The 26,979-nt window shown below is 60.1% G+C and carries 22 protein-coding genes, 1 tRNA gene and 1 pseudogene; 13 read left to right on the top strand and 11 right to left on the bottom strand.

The annotated features are described in order from the left end of the window. Window positions 1-299: 299 nt before the first annotated feature. From B384_RS0104845 to B384_RS0104875, 7 genes are read right to left on the bottom strand one after another with little or no spacing between them, the layout of a single operon-like run. The gene (locus B384_RS0104845) at window positions 300-1,040 is read right to left on the bottom strand and encodes a LysR family substrate-binding domain-containing protein (protein ID WP_019482012.1); all 741 of its coding nucleotides are present in this window, start codon (window positions 1,038-1,040) and stop codon (window positions 300-302) included. A gap of 24 nt (window positions 1,041-1,064) precedes the next feature. Beyond that, on the bottom strand, window positions 1,065-1,868 hold the full coding sequence (locus tag B384_RS0104850; protein WP_026040976.1) for an HpcH/HpaI aldolase family protein: 804 nt from the start codon (window positions 1,866-1,868) through the stop codon (window positions 1,065-1,067). Next, window positions 1,853-2,638, bottom strand: coding sequence for a 2-oxo-hept-4-ene-1,7-dioate hydratase (gene hpaH, locus B384_RS0104855; protein WP_019482014.1), 786 nt, complete (start codon window positions 2,636-2,638; stop codon window positions 1,853-1,855). Before hpaH ends, B384_RS0104850 begins: the two co-directional genes overlap by 16 nt. Before the next feature lie 2 nt (window positions 2,639-2,640). Further along, entirely contained in the window at window positions 2,641-3,720 is a 1,080-nt protein-coding gene (gene hpaD, locus B384_RS0104860) for a 3,4-dihydroxyphenylacetate 2,3-dioxygenase (protein WP_019482015.1), read from the bottom strand. Between the two features lie 52 nt (window positions 3,721-3,772). Beyond that, the gene (gene hpaE, locus B384_RS0104865) at window positions 3,773-5,305 is read right to left on the bottom strand and encodes a 5-carboxymethyl-2-hydroxymuconate semialdehyde dehydrogenase (RefSeq protein WP_019482016.1); all 1,533 of its coding nucleotides are present in this window, start codon (window positions 5,303-5,305) and stop codon (window positions 3,773-3,775) included. Between the two features lie 28 nt (window positions 5,306-5,333). Further along, a complete protein-coding gene (locus tag B384_RS0104870; protein ID WP_019482017.1) occupies window positions 5,334-6,050 on the bottom strand; it encodes a GntR family transcriptional regulator in 717 nt (238 codons plus the stop codon). Beyond that, window positions 6,043-7,536: a fumarylacetoacetate hydrolase family protein gene (locus B384_RS0104875; protein ID WP_019482018.1), complete on the bottom strand. Its 1,494-nt coding sequence runs from the start codon at window positions 7,534-7,536 to the stop codon at window positions 6,043-6,045. The genes B384_RS0104870 and B384_RS0104875 overlap by 8 nt, the downstream gene beginning before the upstream one ends. 221 nt (window positions 7,537-7,757) lie before the next feature. Here B384_RS0104875 and B384_RS0104880 point away from each other — a divergent pair, with 221 nt between their 5' ends. The 4 genes from B384_RS0104880 to B384_RS17780 are packed head-to-tail and all read left to right on the top strand — an operon-like array spanning window position 7,758 to window position 12,320. Beyond that, window positions 7,758-9,647: an FAD-binding monooxygenase gene (locus tag B384_RS0104880; RefSeq protein ID WP_019482019.1), complete on the top strand. Its 1,890-nt coding sequence runs from the start codon at window positions 7,758-7,760 to the stop codon at window positions 9,645-9,647. Window positions 9,648-9,676: 29 nt separating this feature from the next. Then, on the top strand, window positions 9,677-10,063 hold the full coding sequence (locus B384_RS0104885; RefSeq protein WP_026040977.1) for a DUF5997 family protein: 387 nt from the start codon (window positions 9,677-9,679) through the stop codon (window positions 10,061-10,063). 55 nt (window positions 10,064-10,118) lie between these two features. Beyond that, a complete protein-coding gene (locus B384_RS17775; RefSeq protein ID WP_019482021.1) occupies window positions 10,119-11,228 on the top strand; it encodes a glycosyltransferase in 1,110 nt (369 codons plus the stop codon). A 39-nt stretch (window positions 11,229-11,267) separates the two neighbouring features. After that, window positions 11,268-12,320 carry a glycosyltransferase gene (locus B384_RS17780; protein ID WP_156808978.1) on the top strand — a complete coding sequence of 351 codons (1,053 nt, stop codon included), beginning with the start codon at window positions 11,268-11,270 and terminating at the stop codon, window positions 12,318-12,320. A 41-nt stretch (window positions 12,321-12,361) separates the two neighbouring features. Here the strand turns inward: B384_RS17780 and B384_RS20995 are convergent, their stop codons facing one another. The 3 genes and pseudogenes from B384_RS20995 to B384_RS0104905 form a co-directional block, all read right to left on the bottom strand. Next, the gene (locus B384_RS20995) at window positions 12,362-12,856 is read right to left on the bottom strand and encodes a glycosyltransferase family 2 protein (RefSeq protein WP_237715233.1); all 495 of its coding nucleotides are present in this window, start codon (window positions 12,854-12,856) and stop codon (window positions 12,362-12,364) included. Between the two features lie 51 nt (window positions 12,857-12,907). After that, window positions 12,908-13,117: pseudogene (locus B384_RS21470) on the bottom strand (glycosyltransferase); the annotation flags it as partial. A gap of 125 nt (window positions 13,118-13,242) precedes the next feature. Next, window positions 13,243-13,989, bottom strand: coding sequence for an SOS response-associated peptidase (locus B384_RS0104905; protein ID WP_337459686.1), 747 nt, complete (start codon window positions 13,987-13,989; stop codon window positions 13,243-13,245). A gap of 168 nt (window positions 13,990-14,157) precedes the next feature. Between B384_RS0104905 and B384_RS17785 the strand changes: the two genes are divergently transcribed. The 3 genes from B384_RS17785 to B384_RS0104920 are packed head-to-tail and all read left to right on the top strand — an operon-like array spanning window position 14,158 to window position 19,882. Continuing rightward, window positions 14,158-14,817: a hypothetical protein gene (locus B384_RS17785; RefSeq protein WP_156808979.1), complete on the top strand. Its 660-nt coding sequence runs from the start codon at window positions 14,158-14,160 to the stop codon at window positions 14,815-14,817. Further along, window positions 14,817-16,427: a DNA polymerase Y family protein gene (locus tag B384_RS0104915; RefSeq protein ID WP_019482026.1), complete on the top strand. Its 1,611-nt coding sequence runs from the start codon at window positions 14,817-14,819 to the stop codon at window positions 16,425-16,427. The genes B384_RS17785 and B384_RS0104915 overlap by 1 nt, the downstream gene beginning before the upstream one ends. Before the next feature lie 35 nt (window positions 16,428-16,462). Continuing rightward, complete coding sequence (locus B384_RS0104920) at window positions 16,463-19,882, top strand: error-prone DNA polymerase (protein ID WP_026040979.1); 3,420 nt, start codon at window positions 16,463-16,465, stop codon at window positions 19,880-19,882. Between the two features lie 82 nt (window positions 19,883-19,964). Here B384_RS0104920 and B384_RS0104925 read toward each other — a convergent pair. Further along, window positions 19,965-20,047: transfer RNA gene (locus B384_RS0104925), tRNA-Leu, on the bottom strand. A 324-nt stretch (window positions 20,048-20,371) separates the two neighbouring features. On the opposite strand from B384_RS0104925, the gene B384_RS0104930 reads away from it, so the two are divergent. The 6 genes from B384_RS0104930 to B384_RS0104955 all read left to right on the top strand — a co-directional run. Beyond that, window positions 20,372-21,097, top strand: a complete 726-nt coding sequence (locus B384_RS0104930) for an FhaA domain-containing protein (RefSeq protein WP_019482028.1) — start codon at window positions 20,372-20,374, stop codon at window positions 21,095-21,097. Between the two features lie 2 nt (window positions 21,098-21,099). Beyond that, window positions 21,100-21,585 carry an FHA domain-containing protein FhaB/FipA gene (locus B384_RS0104935; RefSeq protein ID WP_019482029.1) on the top strand — a complete coding sequence of 162 codons (486 nt, stop codon included), beginning with the start codon at window positions 21,100-21,102 and terminating at the stop codon, window positions 21,583-21,585. Between the two features lie 44 nt (window positions 21,586-21,629). After that, window positions 21,630-23,108 carry a protein phosphatase 2C domain-containing protein gene (locus B384_RS17790; protein WP_019482030.1) on the top strand — a complete coding sequence of 493 codons (1,479 nt, stop codon included), beginning with the start codon at window positions 21,630-21,632 and terminating at the stop codon, window positions 23,106-23,108. Beyond that, on the top strand, window positions 23,105-24,508 hold the full coding sequence (locus B384_RS17795) for an FtsW/RodA/SpoVE family cell cycle protein (RefSeq protein WP_019482031.1): 1,404 nt from the start codon (window positions 23,105-23,107) through the stop codon (window positions 24,506-24,508). The genes B384_RS17790 and B384_RS17795 overlap by 4 nt, the downstream gene beginning before the upstream one ends. Continuing rightward, window positions 24,505-25,947, top strand: a complete 1,443-nt coding sequence (locus B384_RS0104950) for a peptidoglycan D,D-transpeptidase FtsI family protein (RefSeq protein WP_019482032.1) — start codon at window positions 24,505-24,507, stop codon at window positions 25,945-25,947. The genes B384_RS17795 and B384_RS0104950 overlap by 4 nt, the downstream gene beginning before the upstream one ends. Beyond that, the coding region (locus B384_RS0104955) for a protein kinase domain-containing protein (protein WP_024476977.1) at window positions 25,944-26,979 on the top strand (1,036 nt) is incomplete at its 3' end. The genes B384_RS0104950 and B384_RS0104955, both read left to right, overlap by 4 nt.

Genomic DNA, 26,979 nt, shown 5'->3' on the forward strand with positions numbered 1-26,979 from the left:
AATGCCGATCCGGTAGCAGAGGCTTTACTGCTTTTCATACCTCCATTCCATCATCGAGCACTGACAGTAATGGCAAAATAGGGACCGATTTAGGGCCCCCAGGAAAACTTTTTTCAACTATTTTTCAGCACCGGAATTCAGGCACCGCAGACCCAGTCCCGGACCGCCCGCTACCACCCGCCAAACCGTGAGATGTGGCGACCTGTTCGCCCTTTAGCTAACCGGATCTACCGTCTCGGCGAAGGAAGGGGTACGGGATGGAAAGGGCAACGGGGATGCTGGCTAGGGGGTGTTGACGTCTAGCGGCGGCCACGCCCACCGGCGCCGGGCTTCCGGCCGCGCGGGTTCTGCTTCTTACCCCCAGCTGCCGGCTTCTTGGGCCCACCGGCTTTCTGCGTGGGCTTTGAGGAACGCGCGGACGGTTGCTTTTTGCTTGCCGCCTTTTGCGCCTTCTTTTCCTTTTTCTCAGGTTCCTTGGCCGAGGGCTGCCGCGAGCTTCGTTCAGTGCGCCCCCTGACGATGCCGATGAACTCTTCGATGTCCTCGGCGGTGTTCTCTGAAAGCCAGGCCACGGCAATTGTGGTGGCCGGAACATCGAGAACGGGCCGGTGGACCGCGTCTTTGCGGGCGTAGAGGCGTGCAATCGACATGGGCACAATCACCACACCGGCACCCGTTGCCGCGAGTTCAATGGTGGCCTTCTCGCCACCATTGGCAATCACATCAAGGTGGTTCTCGGCGGCCAGTTCGGCGAGGGGAACCTCGTCGAACAGTGACAATTCGTGGTCCTTGCCCGCCACCACCACCGGCTGCTCCTCATAGAGGGGAATCACGCTGAGGCCTTCGCGGTCCACCGGGAGACGGACGAAACCGAGATCAACCGTGCCTGCGCGCAGAGCCTCCTCTTGGCTGGCGGCTTCATACTCACGGGTTTCCAGTGGTTTTGCTGGAAACCTGTCGCGCCACCGGCTGACCCATTTCCCGGGTGTCACACCGGGGACAAAGCCGACGGTGAGGACGCTGGGCTGGGGCTCGGACATCTGATCACACTAACCCACGGGAGGTCAGTAGCTTGCGGGCGAATCGTCGTCGGGCGCCGGAATGAACTGGGCAGCCAGTGCCTCCGACCCGCGAGCCAGCAGGGCGACGTCGGCACCCACCAGGATGAAACTGGCTCCGACATCCAGATAGTGGCGTGCGGTAGCGGGGTTGAAGGCGTTCACTCCGGCCGGTTTTCCAGCCTTCTGTGCAGCTGCGAGACAGTGTTCGACGGCGGCTCGCACCTTGGGGTGCTCCTGCTGGCCCAGCACGCCCATGGACGCAGCGAGGTCCGAGGGGCCAACGAAGATTGCGTCAACACCGTCAACGGCAAGGATCGCCTCGACGGCGGCGACGGCGGCGGTAGATTCGATCTGTACCGTCACGCTGATGGTCTCATCAGCCACGGCCAGATAATCGGGAACCCGGTTCCAGCGGGCAGCCCGCGCCAGCGCCGATCCAACACCCCGCACACCACCCGGCGGGTACCGGGTAGCCGCAACTGCTGCTTCAGCGTCAGCCACCGAGTGGACCATCGGGATCAGCAGATTTTGCACCCCCAGGTCCAGATACTGCTTGATGAGCACTGTGTCATTCACCGGGGGACGAACCATTGCGTGCACCGGGTAGCCGTGAACGGCCTGGAGCTGGGCAAGAATGGATTCCAGCCCATTTGGGCTGTGCTCAGCGTCGATGAGGAGCCAGTCCAGGCCAGCTCCTGCGCAGAGCTCGGCGATCAAGGGGCTTCCCGAGCACACCCACATGCCAGTTAGCGGCCGATCGGCCCCGGCGAGCGCTACACGAAACGTGTCATTTAGTGGAAGTGGCATGTCACTACTCCCAGCGGTCCGTAGTCGGCGTGGATAGTGTCACCCTTATTGACCCACAGTGGGCGGGTGAAGGACCCGGCGAGGATGATGTCACCGGCCTTCATACTGTCACCGTGGGCGGCAATCTTGTTGGCCAGCCAGTGAACACCGGCCGCCGGGTGGTCGAGCACTCCCGCTGCGACGCCGGTTTCCTCGACCGTCTGGTTCTTGTAAAGGATTGCCGCTACCCAACGGAGGTCGACGGCGTCCGGTCTCACCGGACGACCACCCACCACCATGGCGCCCATCGCCGCGTTGTCCGAAATGGTGTCAACGATGGTCCTACCCTCCATCTCGATCCGGGAATCCAGGATTTCAAGGGCGGGGACCACGTAGTCGGTGGCATTCAGTACGTCGAAGATGGTGCACCCTGGTCCCGACAGATCCTGCTTCAACACAAACGCCAGTTCCACTTCGACCCGCGGATGGGTGTACCGATCCCAGTCCACCGAGCAGCCGGTGTCCAGCACCATATCGTCGAAGATGGCTCCGTAATCGGGTTCGGTGATGCCGGTGGCCGCCTGCATGGCCTTCGAGGTGAGGCCGATCTTGCGCCCCACCAGCATTCGCCCGGCAGCCTCGTTGCGTTGACGCCACAGCTGCTGCACCGCGTAGGCGTCCTCAACGGTCATGTTCGGATAGCGGGCCGTCAGCCGCGGAACCGGGGTGCGGCTGCGCCCGGCTTCGACCAGCTCATCGGCGATGGCTTCAATGGTTGTGGCATCCAGCATGGCTACAGCTGCGCCCCCAACTTGAACCCCTGCTCGGCACCATCATCGTCTTTGCGGGTGTAGGAGAACCCGTCGGCACCGACCGTCACCGCCATTTCGCTCTTTTCCTCACGCACAATCACGGGCTGGGGATTCCCATCGAGATCCAGGACCAGCGAGGCTTCGCTGTACCAGGAGGGGACGACGGCGTTGCCCCACCAATCGCGGCGCTGGTTGTCGTGGACGTCCCACGTGACCGTAGGGTTGTCCGGGTCGCCGGTGTAGTAATCCTGGGTGTAGATCTCGATGCGGTGCCCGTCCGGGTCAAGGATGTAGAGGTAGAAAGCGTTGGACACGCCGTGCCGGCCGGGGCCGCGTTCAATCCGGTCCGAGATGCGCAGGGCGCCCATCTTGTCGCAGATCTGGATGATGTTGTGCTTCTCATGGGTGGCGAAGGCGACGTGGTGCATCCGTGGGCCGTTACCCCCGGTCAGTGCGGTGTCATGCACCGTCTGTTTACGGTGCATCCAGACCGCATAGCTCACGCCATCGGAATCCTGGATGTCCTCAGAGACCCGGAAGCCGAGGTCCTCGAGGTACTTGCGTCCCCGCGGTACGTCAGGGGTGACCTGGTTGAAATGATCCAGGCGCACCAGCTCGCCGGCAGAGTAGAGGTCGTAGCGCTGGGTGAGGCGCTCCACATGTTCGACGTCGTAAAAGAATTCGTACGGGAAGCCAAGTGGGTCCTCGACGCGGACGGAATCGCCAATGCCCTTGGTGAACCCCTCCGTTCGGCGCTCCACCCGGCAACCAAGTTCCGTGTAATACGCCTCGGCGGCGTCCACTTCCGCCGGCGACTTGACCCGGTAGGCGAAGGCGGCGACGGCGGCCACCGGCCCCTTCCGCAACACCAGGTTGTGGTGGATGAACTCCTCAAGGGAGCGCAGGTAGATGTTGTTGTCGTCTTCTTCGGTGACGTGCAGACCGAGGACGTCGACGTAGAACTCACGCGACTTCACGAGGTCAGTTACGACGATTTCCATGTAGGCGCAACGGACAATGTCGGGGGCCGGAGCAGTGGGGGTGGGGACGAAGTTTGTCATGATGGTCTCTCTTCTTTGAGCAGGGCGCGGGGGAGGTGCCTGGGGAAGGGGGTCAGCCCTTGGGTGCGTCGTCGATGCTGCCGAACTTCGGAGTGTGGACAGCGCCGAGGCTGATATGAACTGCCTGCTGGTCGGTGTAGAAGTCGATTGACCGGTAGCCGCCCTCATGTCCCAGACCCGACGCTTTCACGCCGCCAAATGGAGTGCGAAGGTCGCGAACGTTGTGGCTGTTGAGCCAGACCATGCCAGCTTCCATGTTTTGGGAGAAGTTGTGGGCGCGGGTCAGGTTCTGCGTCCAAATGTAGGCGGCGAGCCCGTATTTGGTGTTGTTCGCGAGTGCCAGCGCTTCGTCGTCGTCTTCAAACGGGGTGATGGCGACGACCGGGCCGAAGATCTCCTCCTGGAAAATGCGTGCTTCAGGAGCGACGTCGGCGAACACGGTCGGTGCGATGTAGTTGCCCTCGGGCAGGTGGTCCGGCCGGCCTCCGCCAGCCAGCAGCCGCCCCTCCGACTTCCCAATCTCTACATAGGAGGCGACTTTCTGAAAATGCTCTGGGTGGACCAGCGCGCCGACCTCGGTCCTGGGATCGTGGGGATCGCCGACCACGATGGACTTGGCTCGGGCCGCGTACTTGTCGCAGAACTCGTCGTAGATGCCGCGTTCCACCAGAATGCGGGATCCGGCGGTGCAACGCTCACCATTCAAGGAGAAAACACCGAAGAGCGCCGAATCGATCGCCGCGTCCAGGTCCGCATCGGCGAAGACCACGCAGGGTGACTTCCCGCCGAGTTCCATGGACAGCCCCTTAAGGTTCTCGGCTGCATTACGGAAGATGGTCTGCCCGGTGGTCGTCTCACCGGTGAAGGAAATCAGGGGGACTTGTGGGTGCTTGACCAGCGCATCACCCGCTTCTTCGCCGAGGCCGTTGACCAGGTTGAACACCCCGTCGGGGAGGCCGGCGTCTTTGAAGATCTGGGCCCATAGGGAGGCGGACAGCGGCGTGAATTCGGCGGGCTTGAGGACCACGGTGTTGCCGGTGGCCAGTGCCGGTGCGAGTTTCCAGGATTCGAGCATGAACGGAGTGTTCCAGGGGGTGATCAGTCCGGCGACGCCGATCGGCTTCCGGTTCACGTAGTTGATCTGGGAACCCGGGACTTTCATGGCGTCGTCGAACTGAGCCACGATGAGGTCAGCGAAAAAACGGAAGTTCTCGGCTGCACGCAGGGCCTGGCCCTTCGCCTGGGTGATGGGCAACCCGGTGTCGAAGCTCTCCAGGTCGGCCAGGCGGGACTCCTGCGCCTCCACGGCGTCGGCGATTTTGTTGAGAACCCGGGCTCGCTCGCGGGGTTTCATCCGCGGCCACGGGCCGTTGACGAATGCCTCGCGTGCAGCGGCGACCGCGAGGTCAATGTCTTCCTTCTGCCCAGCGGCAGCGGTGGCGTAGTTGGTGTTGGACACCGGGTCCTGCACGTCGAAGGTCTTCCCACTGACGGAATCGACAAACTTTCCGTTGATGTAGTGCTGGATGTGGGTGGGCAGGTCCTGCGGTACATAGTGGGTGGTTTCAGGGACGGTGGACGTCATGGTTTTCTTCCTGACTATTTGGTGGAGCTTATTCGATGGGAGCAGAGGCCTGCGCAAGGTAGGCGTCCAGGGTTGCGGAGCGGTGACGGCGGGCGGCGTGCTCGATGGTGTCGGCGTTGGCCGCCGATTCGATGAGCTGCAGCAGCGCCTCGTGTTCCAGGACAGATTCCTTGGCGCGCCCGGGAACGAACCTGAACGTGGACGACCGGAGCGCCGCCAGCCGGTTCCAGCCGCGGTGCACCAGATCAAGGATGTGCGGATTGGGGCAATGCTCAAACAAGATGCTGTGAAAGTCCTGGTTCAGTGCCGTGAAACGGACCGGGTCGAAATGGTCAAGGCACTCTCGCATCTGGGCGTTGACCGCGCGCGCCCGGGCTACCGCCACCGAATCGATCAGCGGTGCGGACAGGGCCGTCGCCGCCCCCTCGATGATGCTCAGAGTCTGCATCGTATACAAGTACTCGGTGGGGTCGATCCCGGAGACGGTGGCACCGACGTTGCGTTCAAACGTCACAAGACCTTCAGCCTCCAACCGCCTGATTGCCTCCCGGACCGGGACCACACTGAAGCCAAGATCCTCAGCGATTTTCGCTAGCACCAGCCGGTATCCGGGTGAAAAGGAGCCTTCGATGATGCGGGATTTGATCGAGGTGTAGGCCCGCTCGGACTTACTTCCCGGTTCGACATCACCGCGCCTGGCCCCGCCACTGGTCTCGAGTGACGGTGCGACGACGGCGTCAGCCACGTGTTGCTCCGTCGGCGACCCACTGCACGTATTTCGCCCTCCAGTCGGCATTCATTGGGTAAAGCCCGTCCACACCGCTTCCCTGCTTGACCATTTCGAGGATGAACCTCTCTTCCTGCTCTTGCAGGATGCAGTCCTCCACGAGTTCCTCAGCAAGTGCCGGCGGGATGACGAGAATGCCGTCCGAGTCGGCCACGATGATGTCCCCTGGCTGGACGGTCGTTCCGCCGCACGCGATGGTGATATCGGTGTCCCATGGGATGTGGCGTCGACCCAGGACAGCCGGGTGGGGGTTGGCGAAGTAGGTCGGCATGTCGAGATCAGCAACAGCCGAATAGTCACGAACACCGCCATCAGTAATGATGGCGGCCGCTCCCCGGACCTGGGCTCGCATGGCCAGAATGTCCCCCACCGTGCCGGTACCCTTTTCACCCCGCGCCTCCATGACGAGAATTTCGCCGTCGTGCACCGAGTCAATGGCGCGTTTCTGGGCGTTGAACCCACCACCGTGGGTGGGGAAGAGATCCTCCCGGTTGGGGACGAACCGGAGGGTGCGGGCCAGCCCCACCACTCGGCGGTCAGGGCGGGTTGCCTGCAACCCATCAATGCTCACATTGTTCAACCCACGCTTGCGCAGCTGTGAGGACAGCGTTGCGGTGGCGATGCCCTCCAGCTTCTTCTTCAATTCAGGTGCCAGCGCGTGGCTTACCGGTTCCAGCCCGGCTGCCTCGCGTGACCCATAGGCTTCTTCCCGCTGAGTGTCATCGGCTTTGGGTTGAGCGCCGAAGTCAGCGAACGGCGTCGTTCCCTCCGCCACGCAGGTCCTGAGTCGCCCGCTGCTGTAGGCACCGGCGGTGACCTCGATGTCCACCATGTCGTCCGGATTCGCTACCGATGCACCGGCCGGGGTGCCGGTCAAAATAATGTCCCCTACCTCCAGGGTGAGGAGCTGTGACAGATCGGCGACCAGCTGGGCGAAGGGAAACAGCAGGTCCTCAGTAGTGTCGTCCTGGACGAGTTCCTCGTTGTGCCAGGTGCGCACCCGCAGTGCAGTGGGATCGATGTCATTCGCTGGAATCAAACGTGGCCCAACCGGGGTGAATCCGTCGCCACCTTTGGAGCGAACGTTTGAACCCTTGTCGGCGTAGCGGAGGTCGTAAACACCCAGGTCGTTGCTGGCGGTCACCCATTGGACGTGGCCCCATGCCTGAGCAGGGCTAACCCTGCGGGCGGTTGTGCCAATAATGAGAGCGATTTCGCCCTCGTAGCCGAGCAGCTCACAGCCCAGCGGACGTACAACGACACCGGGCGTCTCAAGTGATCCGAGCGAGAGGGACGAGGAGGGTTTCAGGAAGTAGGAGGGCTGCAGCGGAATACGTCCTCGCTGCGCGGCGCGGCTGGGGTAGTTGATGTGAACCGCAATCACCTTCCGGGTGCGGGCCAGCAGTTCGGCACTAACGGCCTCGGTCGTGGACTCCATCGTCATATCGCGCTCCTCGTCGTCGTCGAACTCTCTCTCCGATTCCCAATGTACGAAATCGTATACGATATACTACCCACTGTGACCGGCACCACGTCAAGAGTCCATGATCATGGCACCCGTTGTGTCGCTGGTCATACCCGTCGTACAGTGTGAGCAGCGTCATTCGATTATCGGATTACGTGTTCAAATAAAGAACTTTCACAACGAAGTGAGCGAGGAAGACCGTGCATTTTCACCATCACGGCTACGTATCAGGTGACCCCCGCGTTCAGGTAGCGTCCGGCGTCGGTATCGATCGGCCGGACGAACTGCCCGACGAGGTTGACGTCCTGATTGTCGGCAGCGGCCCAGCCGGAATGCTCGCGGCCGCCCAGCTCTCCCAGTTCCCGGAGATCACTACGCGCATTGTGGAGCGCCGTCCCGGACGGCTAGCGATTGGTCAGGCAGATGGCATCCAGGCCCGAAGTGTTGAGACGTTCCAGGCGTTTGGTTTCGCCGAGCGTATTACCGCCGAGGCATACCGGATCACCGAGATGGCATTCTGGAAACCGGACCCCGCAGATCCCGCCCGGATTGTCCGGACCGCCCGCCCTCTCGATGACCCGGCAGGGGTCAGCGAATTTCCGCACCTGATCGTCAATCAGGCGCGCGTCCTCGATTATTTTGCCGAGTTCATGGCAAACTCCCCTACCCGGATGAAGCCTGACTACGGCCTGGACTTCATCGGGCTCGATGTTGCCAACGAGGGCGAATATCCCGTTGCTGTCACCCTCGCCCATACCGCTGGGCCGCTCGAAGGAACGCAGCGGTCGGTCAGGGCCAAATACGTGATTGGCGCCGATGGTGCCCGGAGCAACGTCCGCAGCGCCATCGGCTGCACGCTCGCCGGCGACGCGGCGAATCACGCGTGGGGGGTCATGGACGTTCTTGCCGTCACCGACTTCCCAGACATTCGGCTGAAGTGCGCCATTCAGTCCGGTACTGGCGGGAGTATCCTCCTCATTCCCCGAGAGGGTGGTCACCTCTTCCGCATGTATGTGGATCTGGGTGATGTCGATGCGCACACCAAAGGGGAAATCCGCAGCACCACGATTGCTGAAATCATCGAGAAGGCCAACGCGATCCTCCACCCTTACACCCTCGACGTCCGCAACGTCGCCTGGCATAGCGTCTATGAAGTCGGCCACCGCCTGACGGACCGCTTCGACGACGTCCTCCCCGAGGAGGTCGGCACCCGAACACCCCGGGTCTTCATCACCGGGGACGCCTGCCACACCCACAGCGCCAAGGCGGGCCAGGGAATGAACGTCTCGATGCAGGACGGATTCAATATCGCCTGGAAACTCGGACATGTCCTGGAGGGCCGCAGTGCTGAGAGCCTGCTCTCCACCTATTCCGCCGAACGCCAGGTAGTAGCCAAGAACCTGATTGACTTCGACAAGCAGTGGTCTTCGTTGATGGCCAAAAAACCAGAAGACTTTGAGGACCCCACGGAACTCGAAAACTTTTACACCAGCACCATGGAATTTCCCGCCGGATTCATGACCGAGTACCAGCCATCCATCATCGTCGGCCAGGCCACCCACCAGGAACTCGCCACCGGGTTCCCCATCGGCAAACGGTTCAAGTCCGCGCAGGTCGCCCGTGTTTGCGACACCAATCTGCTTCACCTGGGCCACCAGGCGACGGCCGACGGACGTTGGCGCGTCTACGTTTTCGCTGATGAACCGCTGCCAGGTGCACCATCGAAGGTGACCACCTTCGCGGAATGGCTCGCCAATTCACCAGAGTCACCCCTCGCTGCAACTCCCGTGGGTGCTGACCAGGACGCGTGGTTCGATGTCAGGGTGATCTACCAGCAAGATCACCAAAGCCTGGACATCACCGCCGTTCCTGCTGTGTTCAAACCGCAGGTTGGACCCTTCAAGCTCAACTATCTGGAAAAGGTCTTCGGCGTTAACCCTGCCGAGGATATCTTCGACCTGCGGGGCGTAAGCCGGGACGGCGTCGTCGTCGTCGTTCGCCCGGATCAGTATGTAGCTCAGGTGCTGCCACTGACCGCGACTGCAGAGCTTGCCGGGTTCTTTGCAAAAATGCGCACCAGACGCGGTTGACGGTCGGCGGGGGCAGCTAGGGTTAAGGAATGACCCCCGCAAAAAGCCCCCAGACCATGAAACCCGCCACAGCGGCCAAGAAACTGGGAATCTACCTGCCAGCCTCTCCTCAAGAGTTCCAGGACAACGACGTTACCCGCGCGGAGTTCAACGAACTGCAGCAGAATCCGCCGGAATGGCTCGCGGAGCTCCGCCGCAACGGACCGCACCCCCGCCCAGTGGTGGCTCAGAAATTGGGCATTTCCATCAGCGGTCTGGCTCGTGGCGGGGTCACCGAACCGCTTACGACGCCGGACATCACCGCGCTGCTACAGGAGCCCCCGGCCTGGTTGGTAGCTGAACGCTCGACCCATGCGGCAGTCCGCAAACAGGATCTGATCACCAAGAATCTGCATGCCGAGAAGGCCGACCAGTAGGCTAAACCAGCTAGGCCGTGTCGACTTTTCGCGGGAATGAAGCATACTTACTATTATGCTTCATGCACAACCGCTCAACATTGCCGTGATGGCCCACCTGCACCACCCCATTGCCAGCCCATTTCCGGGTGGACTGGAAATGCATACTGCGCTGTTGACTGAAGAACTCACGGCTCGTGGACACTCGGTCACTCTTTTCGCCAAGGGTGGCAGCCACACCACAGGCACCGTGGTGCCCGTGCTTGACGCCGGGTTCCACTTCGCCAAGCATCCCGAGGGCCCAGCCCGTGACGCGCAGACACGCCACCTGGATGATGCTCACAACACCACCCTGAACCTGATTGACGAAGGCAATTTCGACGTCGTCATCAACAACTCCCTCAGCCCGCTACCGCATGCTGATCCGCCCACAGCCCCCATGTTGACCATTCTCCATACCCCTCCGCTACCGCGGGTGACTGCCGTCTTCGAGGCATCCGGCTACCGCCCCTCGCCTCGGCAACGGTTTGTCAGCGTTTCAGCGGCCAATGCACGGCAGTGGCGGAACCACCTCGACGACATCAGCATTGTTCACAACGGGATCCGGCTCGATGAATGGCATGCAGGAGTACTGACCCGCCGGCGCTCCAACACGGCAGTCTGGGCCGGCAGGATTACCCCCGAAAAAGGGTTGCACGTTGCGATCGAGGCCGCATCCCTCGCCGGAATGCGGATCCGCTTTGCCGGACCCATTAGTGATCAGGACTACTTCACCCGAACCATTGCGCCGTTACTGAGCGAATCAGTTCAGCACGTAGGTCACCTGAACCATGGCCAGCTGGCGTCTTTCCTCAGCTCCGGGACCGTCTTTATTGCTTCACCGTTGTGGGCGGAACCGTTCGGGCTAACCACAGTCGAAGCCATGGCATGCGGCACGCCAGTGGCGGCGCTTCCCTGCGGTGCGATGGCTGAGATTATTGACCAGCGCGGCGGAGTAGTGGCAGGCGGGTTCTCTGCTGCAGACCTTGCCTTGGCAATTGAACAGGCGCGCAGAGCGGACAGCACCGCGGTTCGGGCTTCTGCGGCACGGTTTGCAGCCGGCGTGATGATTGCCAACTACGAGCAACACCTCGGTGAACTGGTGAATCAGGACATACTCTCCGACTCCGAGATGCTGGCATCCTAGGCCAGTGTTGATTCCCGTGTTGTCCCCCGTGTCGTCCCCATGACGACTCTCCCCCGCGTGGCCTACTACACCCACCACCACGGTTCGGGACACCTGCGCCACGCCCTGAACATCGCGCGCTTGGAGGTTGTCGATCTGTTGGTCACTGGATCCACCGAACCCGCCGGACTCAGGACAGTTCCGCATACCCGGTTTGCCCAGCTCACGACTGACACCGGGCCCGACGGCGAGCCATACCCGACACCCGAGGAACCATTTCTGCATTACACGCCCATCAATTCAGCGATCAGGCACCGATTCGCCGAGCTGCATGCTGCATGGCGAGACTTTGATCCGCAGGTAATCATTATTGATGTTTCGGCCGAGGCGGCAATCTTCGCCCGGCTCTGTGGGTATCCCGTCATCTACCGGCGCATGCCCGGGGATCGCTCCGATGCAGTGCATGAGCTGGCCTATGCGTCAGCTTCTGAGCTGGTTGCCTATTACCCCCGACGCCTTGAGGAATCCTCCTATCTCGAGGCATTTGGGCATCGGACCCAGTATCTGGGGATGCTTTCACCTACCGGCGGCGCTGAGACAGATTCGGCAAAGCCAGGCGGCAGGATCATCACTGTGCAGACCAGTCTGGGTGGCAACGGTGTAAATCTCGGTGATCTTGTCCAGGCCGCTCGATCCTGCCCCTCCTGGCAATGGAACGTGGCAGGGCTGAGCACCGGGAGCATTGAGCTGCCGCCCAATGTTCGCCTGCTTGGCGTTCTGAAGGATCCCGCCAAGGAACTCGCCGCCGCAGACATCATCATCACCTCCGCGGGGTACCACGCCGTTGCAGCGGCGGCCGCAGCTGGTCGCCCCACCATCCTGGTGCCGGAGGAAAGACCGTTCGGTGAGCAGGCCGCCTTTGCGTGGGCGTTGGCCATCACAGCGGGGATTCCAATGGCTGAGAGCTGGTCGGATGTCAGCTGGCCAGATCTCCTCCGCCAGGCGGAGGCATCGGATGCGAACGCCCTGCGGAAGGCCTTGTTCGTCAGCCAGGAGAGTTTCAAGGTGGGGTTGTTGGATCTGGTGTCGAAAGCGTCGGAAGCTGGCTCTTAGTTGACTGGGTCAGACTCGGCAGGTTCTGGATCGGATGGTATCTAGTAGGGCGCATTCACGCGAGCGGCAGCAATGTCGTCGTCAGTGGGGTGCTTCAGTACATCGATTCCCTCAGCATCGGCAGTCCAGCCGATGTACCCGGCGGCCGCAAAGGCCGACAGCCATCCGGTCATTGGCCACAGTCCCCATTTGTGGTGAAACACCAGGCTATTGGCAACTATGTCAGCGAAGTGCTGCAGGGGTGGGCTGGTGACCCCATGATGCTGGTGGAACATGGTGGCGGCTGAGAAGGAAAGGATGACCCCCCTCTCACGGGCAGTGAAGGAAAAGTCGGTGTCTTCCCCGCCGTACCCAGTGAAGGATTCATCAAACCCGCCTATCAGGGTGAAATCGTCGGCCGCTACCGCGAAACCCAGAGACCAAAACAGCTCATACTTCTCAGTTGCGGCGGGGGGCTCGCCATCAGCGGGTGCCAACATGGTGCGGGCATGGTGCGGGATCGAGGCACGCATTAGTCCGGCGTCGCAGTCATCCATCGGAAACCCAGCCTCGCTTAGATAGCGGGGTTGGGCCATCACCAGACCACCCAAACTATCGAGGTCCCGCATCAAGGTTTCACAGAGCCTGGTGGCAGGTATGCAGTCAACATCCAGAAAAACCAAAGTATCAGTGGAAGCCGCTGCGGCGGCGGCATTCCGTGCAGCCGCAAGGTTCAAAGTCCCAGACCCGGATGCCGGAAGATGAACCAGACGTAATGGGATTGCGGTGTCCAGTGGAGTGGGGTTGGGCTGACCCATATACACAACGACCAGCTCTGCAGGCGTACGGGTTGAACGATTCAACCCAATCACAAGGTTCGCGAGATGTTTATCGCGGTTGGCGCTGATCACGAGAACCGAAAAGTCCCGGGTAGATGTAGTTCTCAAGAGGCAACTGGTTCGATTAGTTGGGGCCCATTGTTGCGGACCGATCCGACGGCGTTGCCAACTACCCGGGGGACAAGTTTCGGTTCCGGAATGGCGTCAATCAGCGCCTGCACGTCGGAACTACCGGTCATTTTTGGGTTAAGCCAGTCTGAATACAGGCCTGCTGGAAGGATGAGTGGTGTCCGGTCATGAATATGACCGAGGGTGTCGCTGGCGGTCGTGGTGATAATGGTGCAACTGCGCAACCACTTGTCCTGATGGTCCTCCGGAAGGGTTGGATCCGGCCAGTATTCGTATAAGGCGGCGAAAGCTAGCATGTCGCTGGTTTGGCCGTGGAGGTAGGTGGGGATTTTACCCTCGGGACCCTTCTCCCACTCGTAATACCCGTTGGCCATCACGATGCCCCTGCGCCGGGAGGCAGCGGTGCGGAAGGATGGTTTCTCAAGGATGGTCTCGGCCCGGGCATTGATCAAGGGGGGACCTTTTTTGGGGTCTTTCATCCAGGAAGGTACCAGCCCCCACCGTGCTGTGGTGAGCCGTCTAGTGGGTGTTTCACCTGTGTCGTCGAGTCGTTCCATGAGAAGTCTCACTGTGTCAGTGGGCGCCACATTGTAGGAAGGCTCAGGTAGATCCTTATCCACGAAATCAACGTCAAATAGGTCTATCAGGTCCCGGTCAGATCCCGCCACCACAAAACGTCCGCACATGAGGATAGGGTACTCCGGGGTAGCTTCAAACCTCATTCCCGGGGTGCCTGAGGACCAAAACAACCGATTGACTTAATCGAACATATCTTCGAATATTAAGGGGTGACTGCACTAGCAATAAGCCCCCGGATGTCCCCGGGCACCACCCTGGATCAGGACCTGCTGGTACCTGAACTTGCTGGTCAGCTGCGCAGCGAGTCGGGGTTGCAGGAAAAGATCAATCAGATGCAGGGAAGCCGGTTGGGCTCACGGCGTTTACCCACCATTCCCGCTCTGGGACGGATCCTTCCCGGTGGAGGATTGATGGCGGGAGCGGCTTACTCGGTTGAGAACTCCACCACGCTGGCAATGGCATTGCTTGCTGGCCCCTCGGGTTCAGGCGCGTGGTGCAGCGTGATAGGTATCCCTGATTTCAATGTAGAAGCTGCAGCAAATCTGGGCATTGATCTAGACCGTCTTATTCTTATCCCCCACCTCGACGGCCAGTGGCTCACTGTGACTGCGGCAATGGTGGATGTGGTGTCAATTATTTTGACCACCGCGCCGGCAACTATTACCAGCACCGATGCTGCTCGGCTGCGGGCACGGTTAAGGCAACGGGGAGCAGCGCTCATTACCATCGGAGCCTGGCCACAGAGTGAGGCGGTACTCAGAGTCTCCGACAATCAGTGGGGCGGGTTGGGAACCGGATCAGGTCATTTGCAAACCCGCAGGTTGAAAGTCACTGCCAAAGGGAACAACGGTCGGTCACGGAGCTCTGAACTTTCACTCACTGAACTTCAGCAACGCACCTGGCCTCAACTCAATACTGCTGACAGCATGACTATTGATCAGCGCTTCGTCCCCCAGGTGGTTGGCGCTTGATGAAGCTGCAAACACCCTCTCAAACACTCAAGCAGGGTGCCACCAGGATCATGATGCTCTGGTGTCCCGACTGGCCCATCGCTGCTGCCCTGCGCGAGCTGAACCTCCCTATCGATGCATCACTAGCCCTGGTCGATAAAGGTGAGGTCTATGCCTGTTCGCCAGCGGCGCGGTCTGAAGGTGTAAAACGCAGGCTCAGGGTCCGTGAGGCTCAGGCACGGTGTGCTGACCTCCTCGTTGAGCAATATGACCCTGCCCTCGATGAACGGGTTTTTGAACCTGTGGTCTCAGCAATTGAAAAGATTATGCCCGGAGTTCAACTGTTACGCCCTGGTTTATGCGCCATCCCTGCACAGGGGCCGAGCCGGTATTACGGCGGTGAAACCGCAGCGGCATCGGTTCTGCTCTCCACTCTCTCGACCCTTGGACTAACCAACGCCAGGATCGGTGTTGCTGATTCACCGTTCGCTGCAGAGCATGCAGCCCGTGCCACTGAGGTGTTGGAGGGCGCTGAACAGGACGCCATCTGGGTTGTTCCACCTGGCGAATCAGCCCAGTTTTTGAGCTCTTTTCCGCTGGAAGTGCTGGCCGAACCAAAACTCGCAGTTTTGTTGCGACGATTGGGAATCAAGACACTCGGTGACTTTTCAGCGCTTGCTGCTGGAGACGTTAGGAACCGGTTCGGCGTTGAAGGTGCAATCGCCCATCGGAAGGCCAACGGACTTGATCATCACTCAGTGGTGGTTCGTAAGCCACCACCGGAATTGGACGTCCTTGTTGACTTCGAACCAGCCTTGGTACGAATTGATCAGTTGGCGTTTGCTTTCCGCACCTCCGCGGACCGATTCGTGGACCGGTTGCGTGATTCCGGCCTGGTTTGCACAGTGGTCAGGGTGGTGTTGCACTCTGAATCCGGTGAAGTTTCAGACCGGTTGTGGCGTCATCCACGATGGTTCGATGCCGATGACATTCTTGATCGGGTTAGGTGGCAGCTGCAGGGTGGCGGACTGATTGAGCATGGTCTTCAATCAGGTATCACCCGAGTGCAAACCATTCCTGACACTGTCGAAGATCTAGGCGACCATGCTGATGGCCTGTGGGGTACCGGACCTGACGAAGGCGTCCACAACGGGTTGGCCCGCGTCCAAGGCATGTTGGGTCATGGAGCCGTACTGACAGCGATGATTGCTGGTGGCCGGATGCTCAAAGATCGCAGAGTGCTCATTCCGTGGGGGGATTCTTCAGGCAGCAATCCAGTAGCGGTGAGGGCTGCCCGGCAGTTGCCCTGGCCCGGCAAGTTGCCCGGACCAGCACCAGCTACAGTCTTTGACTCCCCTCGTGAAGTGCGTGTGATCGACGATAGTGGTCACAGCGTTGACGTTGACACTCGAGGAATGCTCACCCGTGCGCCAGCGCAATTCACACCACCAGGTTCACCCGCCAAGCAGCGCCTGGTACATCACTGGGCCGGACCATGGCCCATCAACGAACGGTGGTGGGACTCCTCAGGGCGGGCTCTCAACCGTTTTCAACTGGTGGATGAGACGGGTGCTGCCTGGCTACTACTCCTGGAAGACCACCAGTGGTGGGCAGAAGCCAGCTATGACTAGAGCAGCCATCACCTTATGGGAAACGGGAGGCCACTGTGGGGTGGAGTAACCCCCCGATCTCGTGGTCAGAATTTGAGCGGACCCTCTCCGATCGAAGCAGGCCCGGTGCACCACCTGCTGGAGCTGATGGTGGTGATAGTCCCGCATGGTCACCGAAACGGCAGCCATACCGTTTGCCTACCACGACGCCCCCCGAACCAGGTGGTCCGCTGGTTCCCTACGCGGAACTGCATGTCCACTCGAACTTCAGTTTTCTGGATGGTGCCTCCAGCCCGGAACAACTGGTCGAGGAAGCCAACCGGTTGCGCCTGAACGGACTGGCACTGACCGATCACGATGGATTGTACGGGGTGGTGCGTCTCGCTGAAGCTGCAGAAAAGTTCCCGCAATTGAGCACTGTCTATGGCACTGAACTCTCCTTGGACCTTTCCAAACCACAAAATGGCGAACCGGATCCCGAGGGTAGCCATCTGTTGATTCTGGCCCGCGGAACCGAGGGATACCGGACGTTGGCTGGTGCCATCACTGCAGCGCAATTGGCTGAAGGAGCCGAGAAAGGCAAGCCCCGCTACAACCTTGAAAGGCTGGCCGAACAGGCGTCAGGAAATTGGCTGATTCTCACCGGCTGCCGAAAAGGGTCAGTCCGTCAAGCATTGGTGCGCAATGGAGAGCGAGGGGCCCGAGACGCCGTCGGGCAGTTGGTTGAACTGTTTGGCAAGGACAACGTTGTCGTTGAACTCTCGGATCAGGGAAACCCACTGGATAGTTCGATCAACGATGCGTTGGCGTCAGTGGCATCAGGGTTGAAACTCCCAGTCATTGCCACCAACAACGTGCACTATGCCTCACCTGAACAGCATCAGCTAGCTACGGCTCTGGCTGCGGTGCGCGCCAGGAGAAGCCTCGATGAAATGGATGGTTGGTTACCCGCGGCAGGCTCAGCTCATCTTCGTAGTGGGGCTGAAATGGCTGCCAGGTTCGCTGCCTATCCCGGTGCTATCGAACGGACTGTGGACCTCGCCGACGATCTGGCGTTCAGGTTGCGGAGCGTCAAACCGGGTTTGCCTAATCTTGCCCTCCCCGACGGTCACACCCAGATGAGCTATTTGCGGAAACTGGTGTGGCAAGGTGCAGACAAGTTTTATCCAGGCCGGCGTGACGTGGTGGAGCGGATCGAAAAGGAACTGGAGGTTATTGAGAGCAAGAATTTCCCGGGCTACTTCCTGATTGTTCACGACTTGGTTCACTTTGCGCGGAGCGAGGGCATCCTCTGTCAGGGCCGCGGTTCGGCAGCGAACTCCGCAGTCTGCTATCTGCTGGAGATCACAGCAGTTGATTCGATTCTGTACAACCTGCCATTTGAACGTTTTCTCTCCAGCATGCGGGACGAGGAACCGGACATTGACGTCGACTTCGATTCCGATCGCCGGGAGGAAGTCATCCAGTATGTGTACAACAAATACGGACGATTCAATGCCGCCCAGGTGGCCAATGTGATCACCTACCGGCCAAAATTTGCTGTTCGTGACATGGCCAAGGCCCTCGGCCACAGCCCAGGACAGCAGGATGCCTGGTCCAAGCAGATTGAACGTTGGGGTGGCCTCGTGTCCAGTGACGATCATGACATCCCGGAAGCAGTCGTTCACCTTGCCCAAAGTGTCCTCAAGTTTCCTCGACATCTTGGGATTCATTCCGGCGGGATGGTGCTTACCGATCGGCCGGTAGGCGAAGTCTGTCCCATTGAACATGGACGAATGGAAGACCGCACTGTCCTGCAGTGGGACAAGGACGATTGCGCCTGGATGGGATTGGTGAAGTTCGACTTGTTGGGGCTAGGCATCCTTGCAGCCATCCAATACAACTTCGACCTCGCGGAGAAACACTTTGGTGAGTCCTGGGATCTGCACACCATTCCAAAGGAGGAGCAGGGCGTCTACGACATGCTTTGCTTCGCCGATTCCATTGGGGTGTTCCAGGTGGAAAGCCGAGCTCAAATGGGGATGCTCCCCCGTCTGCAACCCCGAAGGTTTTATGACCTGGTGATAGAAGTAGCCCTGGTCCGACCCGGCCCCATTCAGGGTGGCGCTGTACACCCCTTTATTAAACGCAAACTGGGGGAAGAGCCGGTCACCTACCTCCACCCCAAACTGGAACCGGTGTTGGAAAGGACCCTTGGGGTACCCCTGTTTCAGGAACAGCTCATGCAGATGGCAATGGTGGTGGGGAATTGCTCCGGAGCAGATGCTGATCAGTTGCGCCGGGCGATGGGGTCCAAACGTGGTCTTGAACGCATTGATACGTTGCGGGACAAGCTGTACGCGGGGATGGCATCAAACGGCATCACCGGAGAGACAGCCGATTCGATTTACCTCAAGATCCAGGCCTTCGCTAATTTCGGTTTCGCTGAGAGCCACTCCATCAGCTTCGCCTTACTGGTCTACGTCAGTGCCTGGCTGAGACTTCACTATCCCGGGGCATTCCTTGCCTCATTGTTGCGGGCCCAGCCTATGGGCTTCTACTCACCGCAGACCCTTGTTGCCGATGCCCGCCGTCACGGGGTGAAGGTACACCGGCCGGACCTGCTGCTTTCAGGAATTCACGCGGATCTTGAGCCTCTCACTGGACCTGCGAACTCCTCCACCGGACAAGCTACAGGCATGGATTCCTGCTGCCACCAGAATCAGCCCCCCGTAGGTCCTTTTGACAGGTCCATCCCCTTTGATTCGACACTGCACCGAAGGGATGCCCACTTCGCAGTCCGGCTGGGTCTGGACAGCGTCCAGTCAATTGGGACTCGTGTTGCAGAACAAATTGTTTCCGAGCGCATCGCCAATGGCGTCTATGCGGATATGGCAGATCTGGCACGGCGCACTGAACTCAACTCCAGCCAACTTGAGTCCCTGGCAGCTGCTGGAGCCTTCGAATCAATGGGGCTTACAGAGCGGGAGGCTCTTTGGAATGCCGGCCCGGCAGCCACTGAGCGAGCGGGCCAACTGAAAGGCACCACTGTCTACATCCAGCCACCGCTATTCCCCGACCTCACTGCTGCAGACCGGGTAGCCTCAGACCTCTGGTCAACTGGCATCACACCCGACGATCACCCGGTTCGTCACATCAGAGCAACTCTGGTCAAACGCGGTGTTTTGACTGCAGCTGACCTGCTGCAGGCGGAGCCAGGACGCAGGGTGGAGGTTGGTGGTGTGGTTACTCACCGGCAGCGACCTGCCACGGCAAGCGGAATCACCTTCATGAATCTGGAAGATGAAACAGGGCTGGTGAACGTCATCTGCTCTGTGGGGGTGTGGCAGCGATACCGGCGCATTGCCCGGGAAGCAAGCGGTGTCCTGGTCCGGGGCATGCTGGAGCGCTCCACGGAAGGAATAGTCAATATTGTGGCTGACAAGTTTGAGGTGTTGACAATGAAGGCGACCACAAAGTCGCGAGACTTTCAGTAGCTGCCGTCCCCGAGAACCCGGAACTACTCCCACAACTTCTCGTTAACGAGAAAGACCCCCGGATAACCGGGGGTCTAAACCGTGCGCGAGGGGGGATTTGAACCCCCACACCCTTTCGGATACTGGCACCTGAAGCCAGCGCGTCTGCCGTTCCGCCACTCGCGCGCAACCACTCCAAAACACTTCAACAAACCAGTCGAAGACCTTCGAGAACAGCAGAAATAAGCATAACGGAGCATCACTGAAATCACCTAAACGCCCCGCCTGATCCCTCTGCCCAGAGCCGATACATCAAGCAACTACGCCACTACGGCCCGAGGAATCGTTATCACTTAGTGGTCTATCCGGGCACGTGATTAAGGCCTTTTAGAGAGGTCCCCAGTAGTATCGAACTGATCGCGTCGTACGTTGACCATGCCTTCGCACCCGACAAAGGCCGTGGATCGCTGTACCGACAAACTATTCAATCGAAGGGTGAGGAGGCAACAAGTGGGTATTTTGGACAACGTGGAACGCGGATTGGAGAAGATTGTCCGCGGCGCCTTCTCAACCGGATCCCGGTCCCAGGTTCAGCCCGTCGAAATTGCTAGCGCCCTGCGTCGCGAATTGGACAACAAGTCCATCACCCTCGCCGAGGGCAGGACCCTGGCCCCGAATGTCTTCACAGCGCGGCTGTCAGACTCAGACTTCGTCTTGGCCCAGGAATGGGGATCGACGCTTGCTGAAGAGCTATGCGACGTGGTGATCAAACACGTCAATAGCCAGAGCTACACACTTCGAGGTCCCGTCAAAGTCTCATTCACCAGGGATGAAGAGCTCAAGGCTGGGGTCTTCGAGATTGATTCCTCAACCGAGAAACAAGCTGGTCCCAAACGGTCCGCAACCCCCAACGCGCCCAGCCGCCAACCAACCCGGGTGCAACCTGTGCTGGACCTGGACGGTCAGCGCTATTCCCTCAATGCAGGGTCAATCATTCTCGGTCGCTCATCCGAGGCTGACATCCTCGTCGATGACACCGGAGTGTCACGGAAACACCTCGAAATTCGCACACAGGGTGGCACCACCCAGGCAGTGGACCTCGGATCCACCAACGGCAGCTACGTGAACGGTCAACGCGTCCAGGGCCAGATCGACCTCACTGACGGGTCGATCATCACCATGGGCCGCACCCGCATGACCTTTCGACTCATCTCGCTACCGAACGGCGGCCGCTAGGAATGAGTGACCTGAGCGAACTGACTCTCACCGTGCTGCGGTATGGCTTCCTGATCCTGATCTGGATCCTGGTAATTAGTGTAGTGAGCGCCCTGCGCCGAGACCTGGTGGTCGGTAGCAAAAACCGGCTGGGGACCCCTTCTGCCCGTCAAGCGCGAAAGCACCCCGAACTCGTCGAGGAGGCACCAGCGCGCGTTACCGCACGCACCCTCGTGGTCACCGAAGGGCCTCTGAAGGGCACCACACTGGATCTCGCGTCCAGCCCCATCCTGCTGGGCCGGGCCCAGGAAGCAACCCTCGTGCTTGAGGACGATTACGCCTCTGGCCGACACGCGCGTCTCTTTCCCCAGGGAAGCCGCTGGTTCATTGAGGACCTGGGGTCCACCAACGGCACGTTCCTTGCAGGCAGTCAGCTGACCCGCGCGTTGCCGGTTGATCTGGGTGTTCCCGTCCGGATCGGTAAGACGGTCATCGAATTGAGGTCATAGCGTTGGCCTACATCATGCGTTTCGCGGCCCGTTCAGACGTAGGGATGGTCCGCGTCAAGAATGATGATTCTGCCTACGTGGGTCGCTATCTGGCCGTTGTCGCCGACGGTATGGGCGGCCACGCGGGTGGGAACGTTGCTTCCGCCTCGACAGTGCTGGATCTGGTTCATCTGGACCGGAAAGATTACGACGACGGTGATGCCGCCAACCAGCTAGCCGATGAGATTCAGACCGCAAACACCCTGCTGTCCGAACTGGTGAACGCCAACCCACAGCTGGTAGGGATGGGCACCACCGTTACTGCCCTCCTATTGAATGGAAATAGACTCGAATTCGCGCACATTGGCGACTCCCGGGCCTACCGGCTCAAGAACGACGTCTTTGAGCAGATCAGCGTCGATCACACGTTCGTGCAACGGCTCATTGATGAAGGCCGGTTGAAGCCAGAAGAAGCCGATGTCCACCCGCACAAAAACGTGCTGATGCGGGTCCTCGGCGACGTCGACGCCAGCCCTGAACTCGATCTTGATTCCTTCGAAGTCGCCGCTGGAGAACGCTGGCTCCTCTGCTCCGATGGACTGAACGCCGTCCTCGGCGATGAGCTTATCGAGCGCATCGTGCGTGAAACCCCAGACCTACGGGCCACCGTCGACACCCTCGTCGATCTGACACTGGCCGGTGGGTCCCCGGACAACGTGACCATTGCGGTCGTCGAAATAGCCGAGGCGACCCCCGAGGACCTACGGACGGCCGCCCTGACAACCCTGCCGCCTGCCAAAGAGGCGGCCGGCGAAAAAGGCGACGACAAGCCAACCGGCGATCAGCTGCCGGGGAGCGCTATCCGCGCCGACGTTATCCGACAGGACCTTTCTTCCCGACCGCATATGCTGGTCGGCTCTGCGGCGCTAGCAACCGAGACCGGTCAAATCCCGATCGTTACGCAACGGACCACCGAACGCCGGGCCGCGATGATGCTTACCCATAAAGCTGCACTCGATGCCGAGTTGTACGACAACGACGCCGACGCCGAGGAACCTGCCAGTGCCCGGAAACGATGGTTGATCCCCGCGTTTCTGGGGCTGATGGCACTCATTCTCGTTGCGGTGCTGTGGTTCGGATACGCCTGGACCCAGACTCGCTACTACGTCGCCGAGTACGAGGACAACGTGGCAATCTTCAACGGTGTCTCCCAGACGATCGGGCCGGTGACACTAAGTCACCTCGATCAAACCACTGACATTCCGGTATCCAACCTTCCCGAATACCAGCGCGCCCGGGTAGAAAGTTCGCTACCTGCCACCGACCTTGAACATGCCCAGCGTATTGTCGAGGATCTGCGCGGCGACCTGCGTGCCGTCGCCTGCCCGCCAGGGAATGAGACCCCGTCGCCGTCCCCATCGCCGTCCGCCTCACCCTCGGGTTCCGCCGACCCCGCAGCAGAACCAACCAGCAGCCCCAGTCCCGAGAGCAGCGCCCAAGCCGCCCCCGGTGATGCCCAGGGTTGCCGAGACGAGTCATCATGAGCGACGTCCTTACCGTTTCAAAGTCACGCCGTAACGTGGAAGCGCTGCTACTCGTGATCGCCCTCGGGGTGGCAATCAGCGCCAACCTTATTGTCGGCCTCGATAAAGAAAACCCGCTGGACTCCGCCTTCTGGACCCAGAGCGGCATCCTCGCGGCACTGGCCCTCGCCTTTCACATTGTTCTGCGATTCAGGGCTAAATATGCCGATCCGGTAATACTTCCGATCGTGATTGCCTTGAACGGCATCGGTCTGGCCATGATCTACCGGATTGACCTTGCCAATGACACCACCGTCGCTGAGAGCCAGTTTTTATGGACTTCAGTCGCCATGGCCGCATCTATCGCCGTGTTATTGGTGTTCAAAGACCACCGGATGCTTCGGCGCTTCACCTACATTTCGTTGATCGCGAGTGCGGTCCTTCTGCTGCTGCCCCTGTCACCGCTCGGACTTGAAATCAATGGTGCGCGGATCTGGATCAACGTTGGGTTTGGAACCTTCCAACCCGGAGAGATCGCCAAGATTACGCTCGCCATCTTCTTCGCTGGGTATCTTTCCACCAACCGTGACCTGATTCTTCTGGCAGGGAAAAAGGTGGGGCCGCTGCAGCTTCCCCGCTTCAAAGACCTCGCCCCCATGGTGGTGGCCTGGCTGGTCAGCATCGGGGTCCTGATCTTCCAGCGTGATCTCGGCTCCTCCGTCCTGTTCTTCGGCCTGTTCATGGTCATGATTTACGTTGCCACCAGTCGAATCAGCTGGGTCCTGATCGGCCTGCTGATGATTGCAGCCGGCGGGTTCGCTGCAATCCAGTTGTTCAGCCACGTCTCGCTGCGCATTGATAGCTGGATCAATGCGTTTGATCCAGACGTATTCAACCGCCAGGCGGGGAGTAGCTTCCAGGTTGTCCAAGGTCTGTTTGGGCTCGCCAACGGTGGACTCTTTGGGACAGGTCTCGGTGAGGGCCGTCCCGATCTGGTGATCTATGCCAACAGCGACATGATCATCGCCGCACTTGGCGAGGAGCTCGGACTGATCGGCCTTTTCGGCATCATCATGCTCTTCGTGCTGCTGGTATCTCGAGGCATCCGCACGGCTCTGGGCACCCGGGACGGATTCGGCAAGCTCCTGGCCTGTGGTTTGTCCTTCACGATCGCTCTTCAGTGCTTCGTTGTCATGGGTGGAGTCACCCGGCTTATCCCACTTACCGGTCTGACGACACCGTTCATGTCGGCTGGTGGATCATCGCTGCTTGCAAACTGGATTATCGTCGCGATCCTTCTACTCATTTCCGAGTCCGCGCGCCGCCCAGCTGTCACAGGGCCCATGAAGGATTCCTTTCCTGACCGACAGGACTTCCGCACCGGGAACTTGACTAGCGGATCGAAGGAGGTCAGCGCGTGAACCAGGCAATACGAAGCTCATGGCTGGTAGCCCTCGCCATGTTCACCTTGGTTCTGGGGGCTCTGACGTTCGTCCAGTTCTTCGAGGCTGAGGCCTTGGCGGACAACGACTGGAACAACCGGTCACTCCTCCAGGATTTTGGAAAGAATCGTGGATCCATCCTTGTGGACGGGCGGGCGATAGCGGAGTCGGTCCCCTCCGATGACGAGTTCAACTATCAGCGGGTCTACAACGAACCGAACCTTTACGCCCACCTGACCGGGTTCTACTCTCTGGCCAACGGTGCCACCCAGTTGGAAAGCGTGATGGCCGATGAGCTTTCCGGCGCAAGTGACGACTTGTTCTATGACCGTATTGTTCAGTTGTTCTCCGGTGCCCAGGTTAAGGGCGCGTCGGTCGAGTTGACTATCGATCCAGAGATCCAGCAGCTCGCCTGGGATTTGATTCCCGACGGTCAGCAAGGGTCGATCGTTGTCATGGAACCCGGCACCGGCAACGTCCTTGCCATGGTCTCCAAGCCGTCCTACGACCCGAACCTGCTTGCAGGCCATGACACGGGTGTGGTGATGGAAAACCTCGAGGAACTCTCGTCGGTTCCCGGACTGTCGCCGTATTTCAACCCAGCCACGCAGTCACTGGTTGCGCCAGGTTCGGTCTTCAAGCTTGTGGTAGCAGCCGCGGCACTTGAGTCAGGCGACTTTGACGCAGATTCAGAAATACCCAACCCGGCGGTCCTCGACCTGCCCGGCACGGACGCTGGTCTTCCCAACTTCATCAACGGAGGCTGCGCTGCCCGGGCAACTGCTGACCTGGAATTCGCGCTTGAGCAATCCTGTAATACGCCGTTCGCGCAGATTGCCTGGGAATTGGGCGAAGAAACAGTCCTGGAGCAGGCGCAGGACTTCGGCTTCGGGGAGAAGTTCTTCGTCCCGGTTGAGGTTGCCGCAAGCCAGTTCCCTGCAGAGCTCAGCCAGCCAGCACTCGCCCAGTCAGCAATCGGCCAGTTCGATGTGAGGGTCACTCCGCTGCAAATGGCCATGGTGAACGCCGCCATTGCCAATGACGGGGTCCTCATGAAGCCCAATCTGGTGAAGGCCCTGCGCGCCCCCGATCTTGAGCGGATCAGCGCATCCGAACCCGAAGTACTGAGGGAATCAATGAGCGCTGACTCCGCGAACCAGCTCACCGACTGGATGGTCAACGTCGTCAACAACGGCACGGCGCGGGCAGCGGCTATTCCAGGGGTGGAAGTGGCGGGTAAAACCGGCACGGCCGAGGTTTCAGGCCAGGGCGACAACGCCTGGTTCACTGGTTTCGCACCAGCGGACGACCCGCAGGTGGTGGTATCGATCGTGATGCAGAACGTCGACATAGCGACGGGTGCACAACTAACAAGTCCAAGCGCTAGGCAATTGATAGAGGCGGTGTTGAATAAGTGAGACCTACATCAGGTATCACCTTAGGCGGACGGTTTAAGCTCACCGACCGGATTGCCATTGGCGGAATGGGCGAGGTCTGGAAGGCAATGGACCAGGTCCTGGGCCGGGAAGTTGCCATCAAGATCCTCAAAGAGGAATACACGGGTGACCCTAATTTCCTGGACCGTTTCCGCGCTGAGGCTCGACACACTGCGCTACTGAACCACGATGGCATTGCCAATGTCTTCGACTACGGCGAGGAAGGCGGCTCGGCCTATCTGGTCATGGAGTTGGTCCCCGGCCAGCCCTTGTCCACCATCATCGAACGCGAACAGGTCCTCTCACCGGACCGGGCGCTGTCCATCGTTGGCCAGACTGCCACGGCGCTGTCGGTGGCACACCGTCAGGGTTTGGTTCACCGCGACGTAAAGCCCGGCAACCTGCTGATCCTCCCTGACGGTCGGGTCAAAATCACCGACTTCGGTATCGCCCGTCTCGCTGATCAGGTTCCACTGACCGCCACCGGACAGGTCATGGGCACCGCCCAATACCTTGCCCCTGAACAGGCCACAGGCCAGGCTGCCACCGGCTCCAGCGACATCTATGCCCTGGGCGTGATTGGTTACGAGCTACTCGCTGGCCGCCGTCCGTTCTCCGGGGAATCCCAGATCGCTATTGCACTGGCCCAGGTCAATGACGCCCCACCGCCACTCCCCGAAACCATCCCTACCCCGGTCCGCGCGCTCATAGCCTCGATGCTCGCCAAGGACCCGGCCGATCGCCCCGCCGATGCCGAGTTGCTGGCACAGGCGGTAGCCGCCATCCGCAGGAATGACATCCGTGCTGCTGAAGCCGCGGTCCCAGGCATGCTCCTATTCGGCAACAGCACCGGACCGATCACCGCACCAGTCCCGGCTCCGGAAACTTCGGCTACGACGGTAGTGCCGACGTCGACGTCGTCGATGCCGATGGTCGGCGCCGCTGCTGCGGGGAACGACGACGTTGCAGCGTCCCGCGAATGGCACGAAGAGGAGATCGACCGGGGCGAGCCGG

The organism is Arthrobacter sp. TB 23, assembly GCF_000294595.1.
In the GTDB taxonomy this organism is placed as follows: Bacteria; Actinomycetota; Actinomycetes; order Actinomycetales; family Micrococcaceae; genus Arthrobacter_D.

Coding starts and splice junctions, on each gene's coding strand:
- B384_RS0104905 (WP_337459686.1), bottom strand. CDS start 13,989: ATGAGGTTTGAAGCTACCCCGGAGTACCCTATCCTCATGTGCGGACGT.
- B384_RS17795 (WP_019482031.1), top strand. CDS start 23,105: ATGAGCGACGTCCTTACCGTTTCAAAGTCACGCCGTAACGTGGAAGCG.
- B384_RS17775 (WP_019482021.1), top strand. CDS start 10,119: ATGCTTCATGCACAACCGCTCAACATTGCCGTGATGGCCCACCTGCAC.
- B384_RS17780 (WP_156808978.1), top strand. CDS start 11,268: ATGACGACTCTCCCCCGCGTGGCCTACTACACCCACCACCACGGTTCG.
- B384_RS0104875 (WP_019482018.1), bottom strand. CDS start 7,536: ATGACGATGGAGTCCACGACCGAGGCCGTTAGTGCCGAACTGCTGGCC.
- hpaE (WP_019482016.1), bottom strand. CDS start 5,305: ATGACGTCCACCGTCCCTGAAACCACCCACTATGTACCGCAGGACCTG.
- hpaD (WP_019482015.1), bottom strand. CDS start 3,720: ATGACAAACTTCGTCCCCACCCCCACTGCTCCGGCCCCCGACATTGTC.
- B384_RS17790 (WP_019482030.1), top strand. CDS start 21,630: ATGGTCCGCGTCAAGAATGATGATTCTGCCTACGTGGGTCGCTATCTG.
- B384_RS20995 (WP_237715233.1), bottom strand. CDS start 12,856: ATGGATGACTGCGACGCCGGACTAATGCGTGCCTCGATCCCGCACCAT.
- hpaH (WP_019482014.1), bottom strand. CDS start 2,638: ATGCTGGATGCCACAACCATTGAAGCCATCGCCGATGAGCTGGTCGAA.
- B384_RS0104885 (WP_026040977.1), top strand. CDS start 9,677: ATGACCCCCGCAAAAAGCCCCCAGACCATGAAACCCGCCACAGCGGCC.
- B384_RS0104915 (WP_019482026.1), top strand. CDS start 14,817: ATGAAGCTGCAAACACCCTCTCAAACACTCAAGCAGGGTGCCACCAGG.
- B384_RS0104850 (WP_026040976.1), bottom strand. CDS start 1,868: ATGCCACTTCCACTAAATGACACGTTTCGTGTAGCGCTCGCCGGGGCC.
- B384_RS0104935 (WP_019482029.1), top strand. CDS start 21,100: ATGAGTGACCTGAGCGAACTGACTCTCACCGTGCTGCGGTATGGCTTC.
- B384_RS0104845 (WP_019482012.1), bottom strand. CDS start 1,040: ATGTCCGAGCCCCAGCCCAGCGTCCTCACCGTCGGCTTTGTCCCCGGT.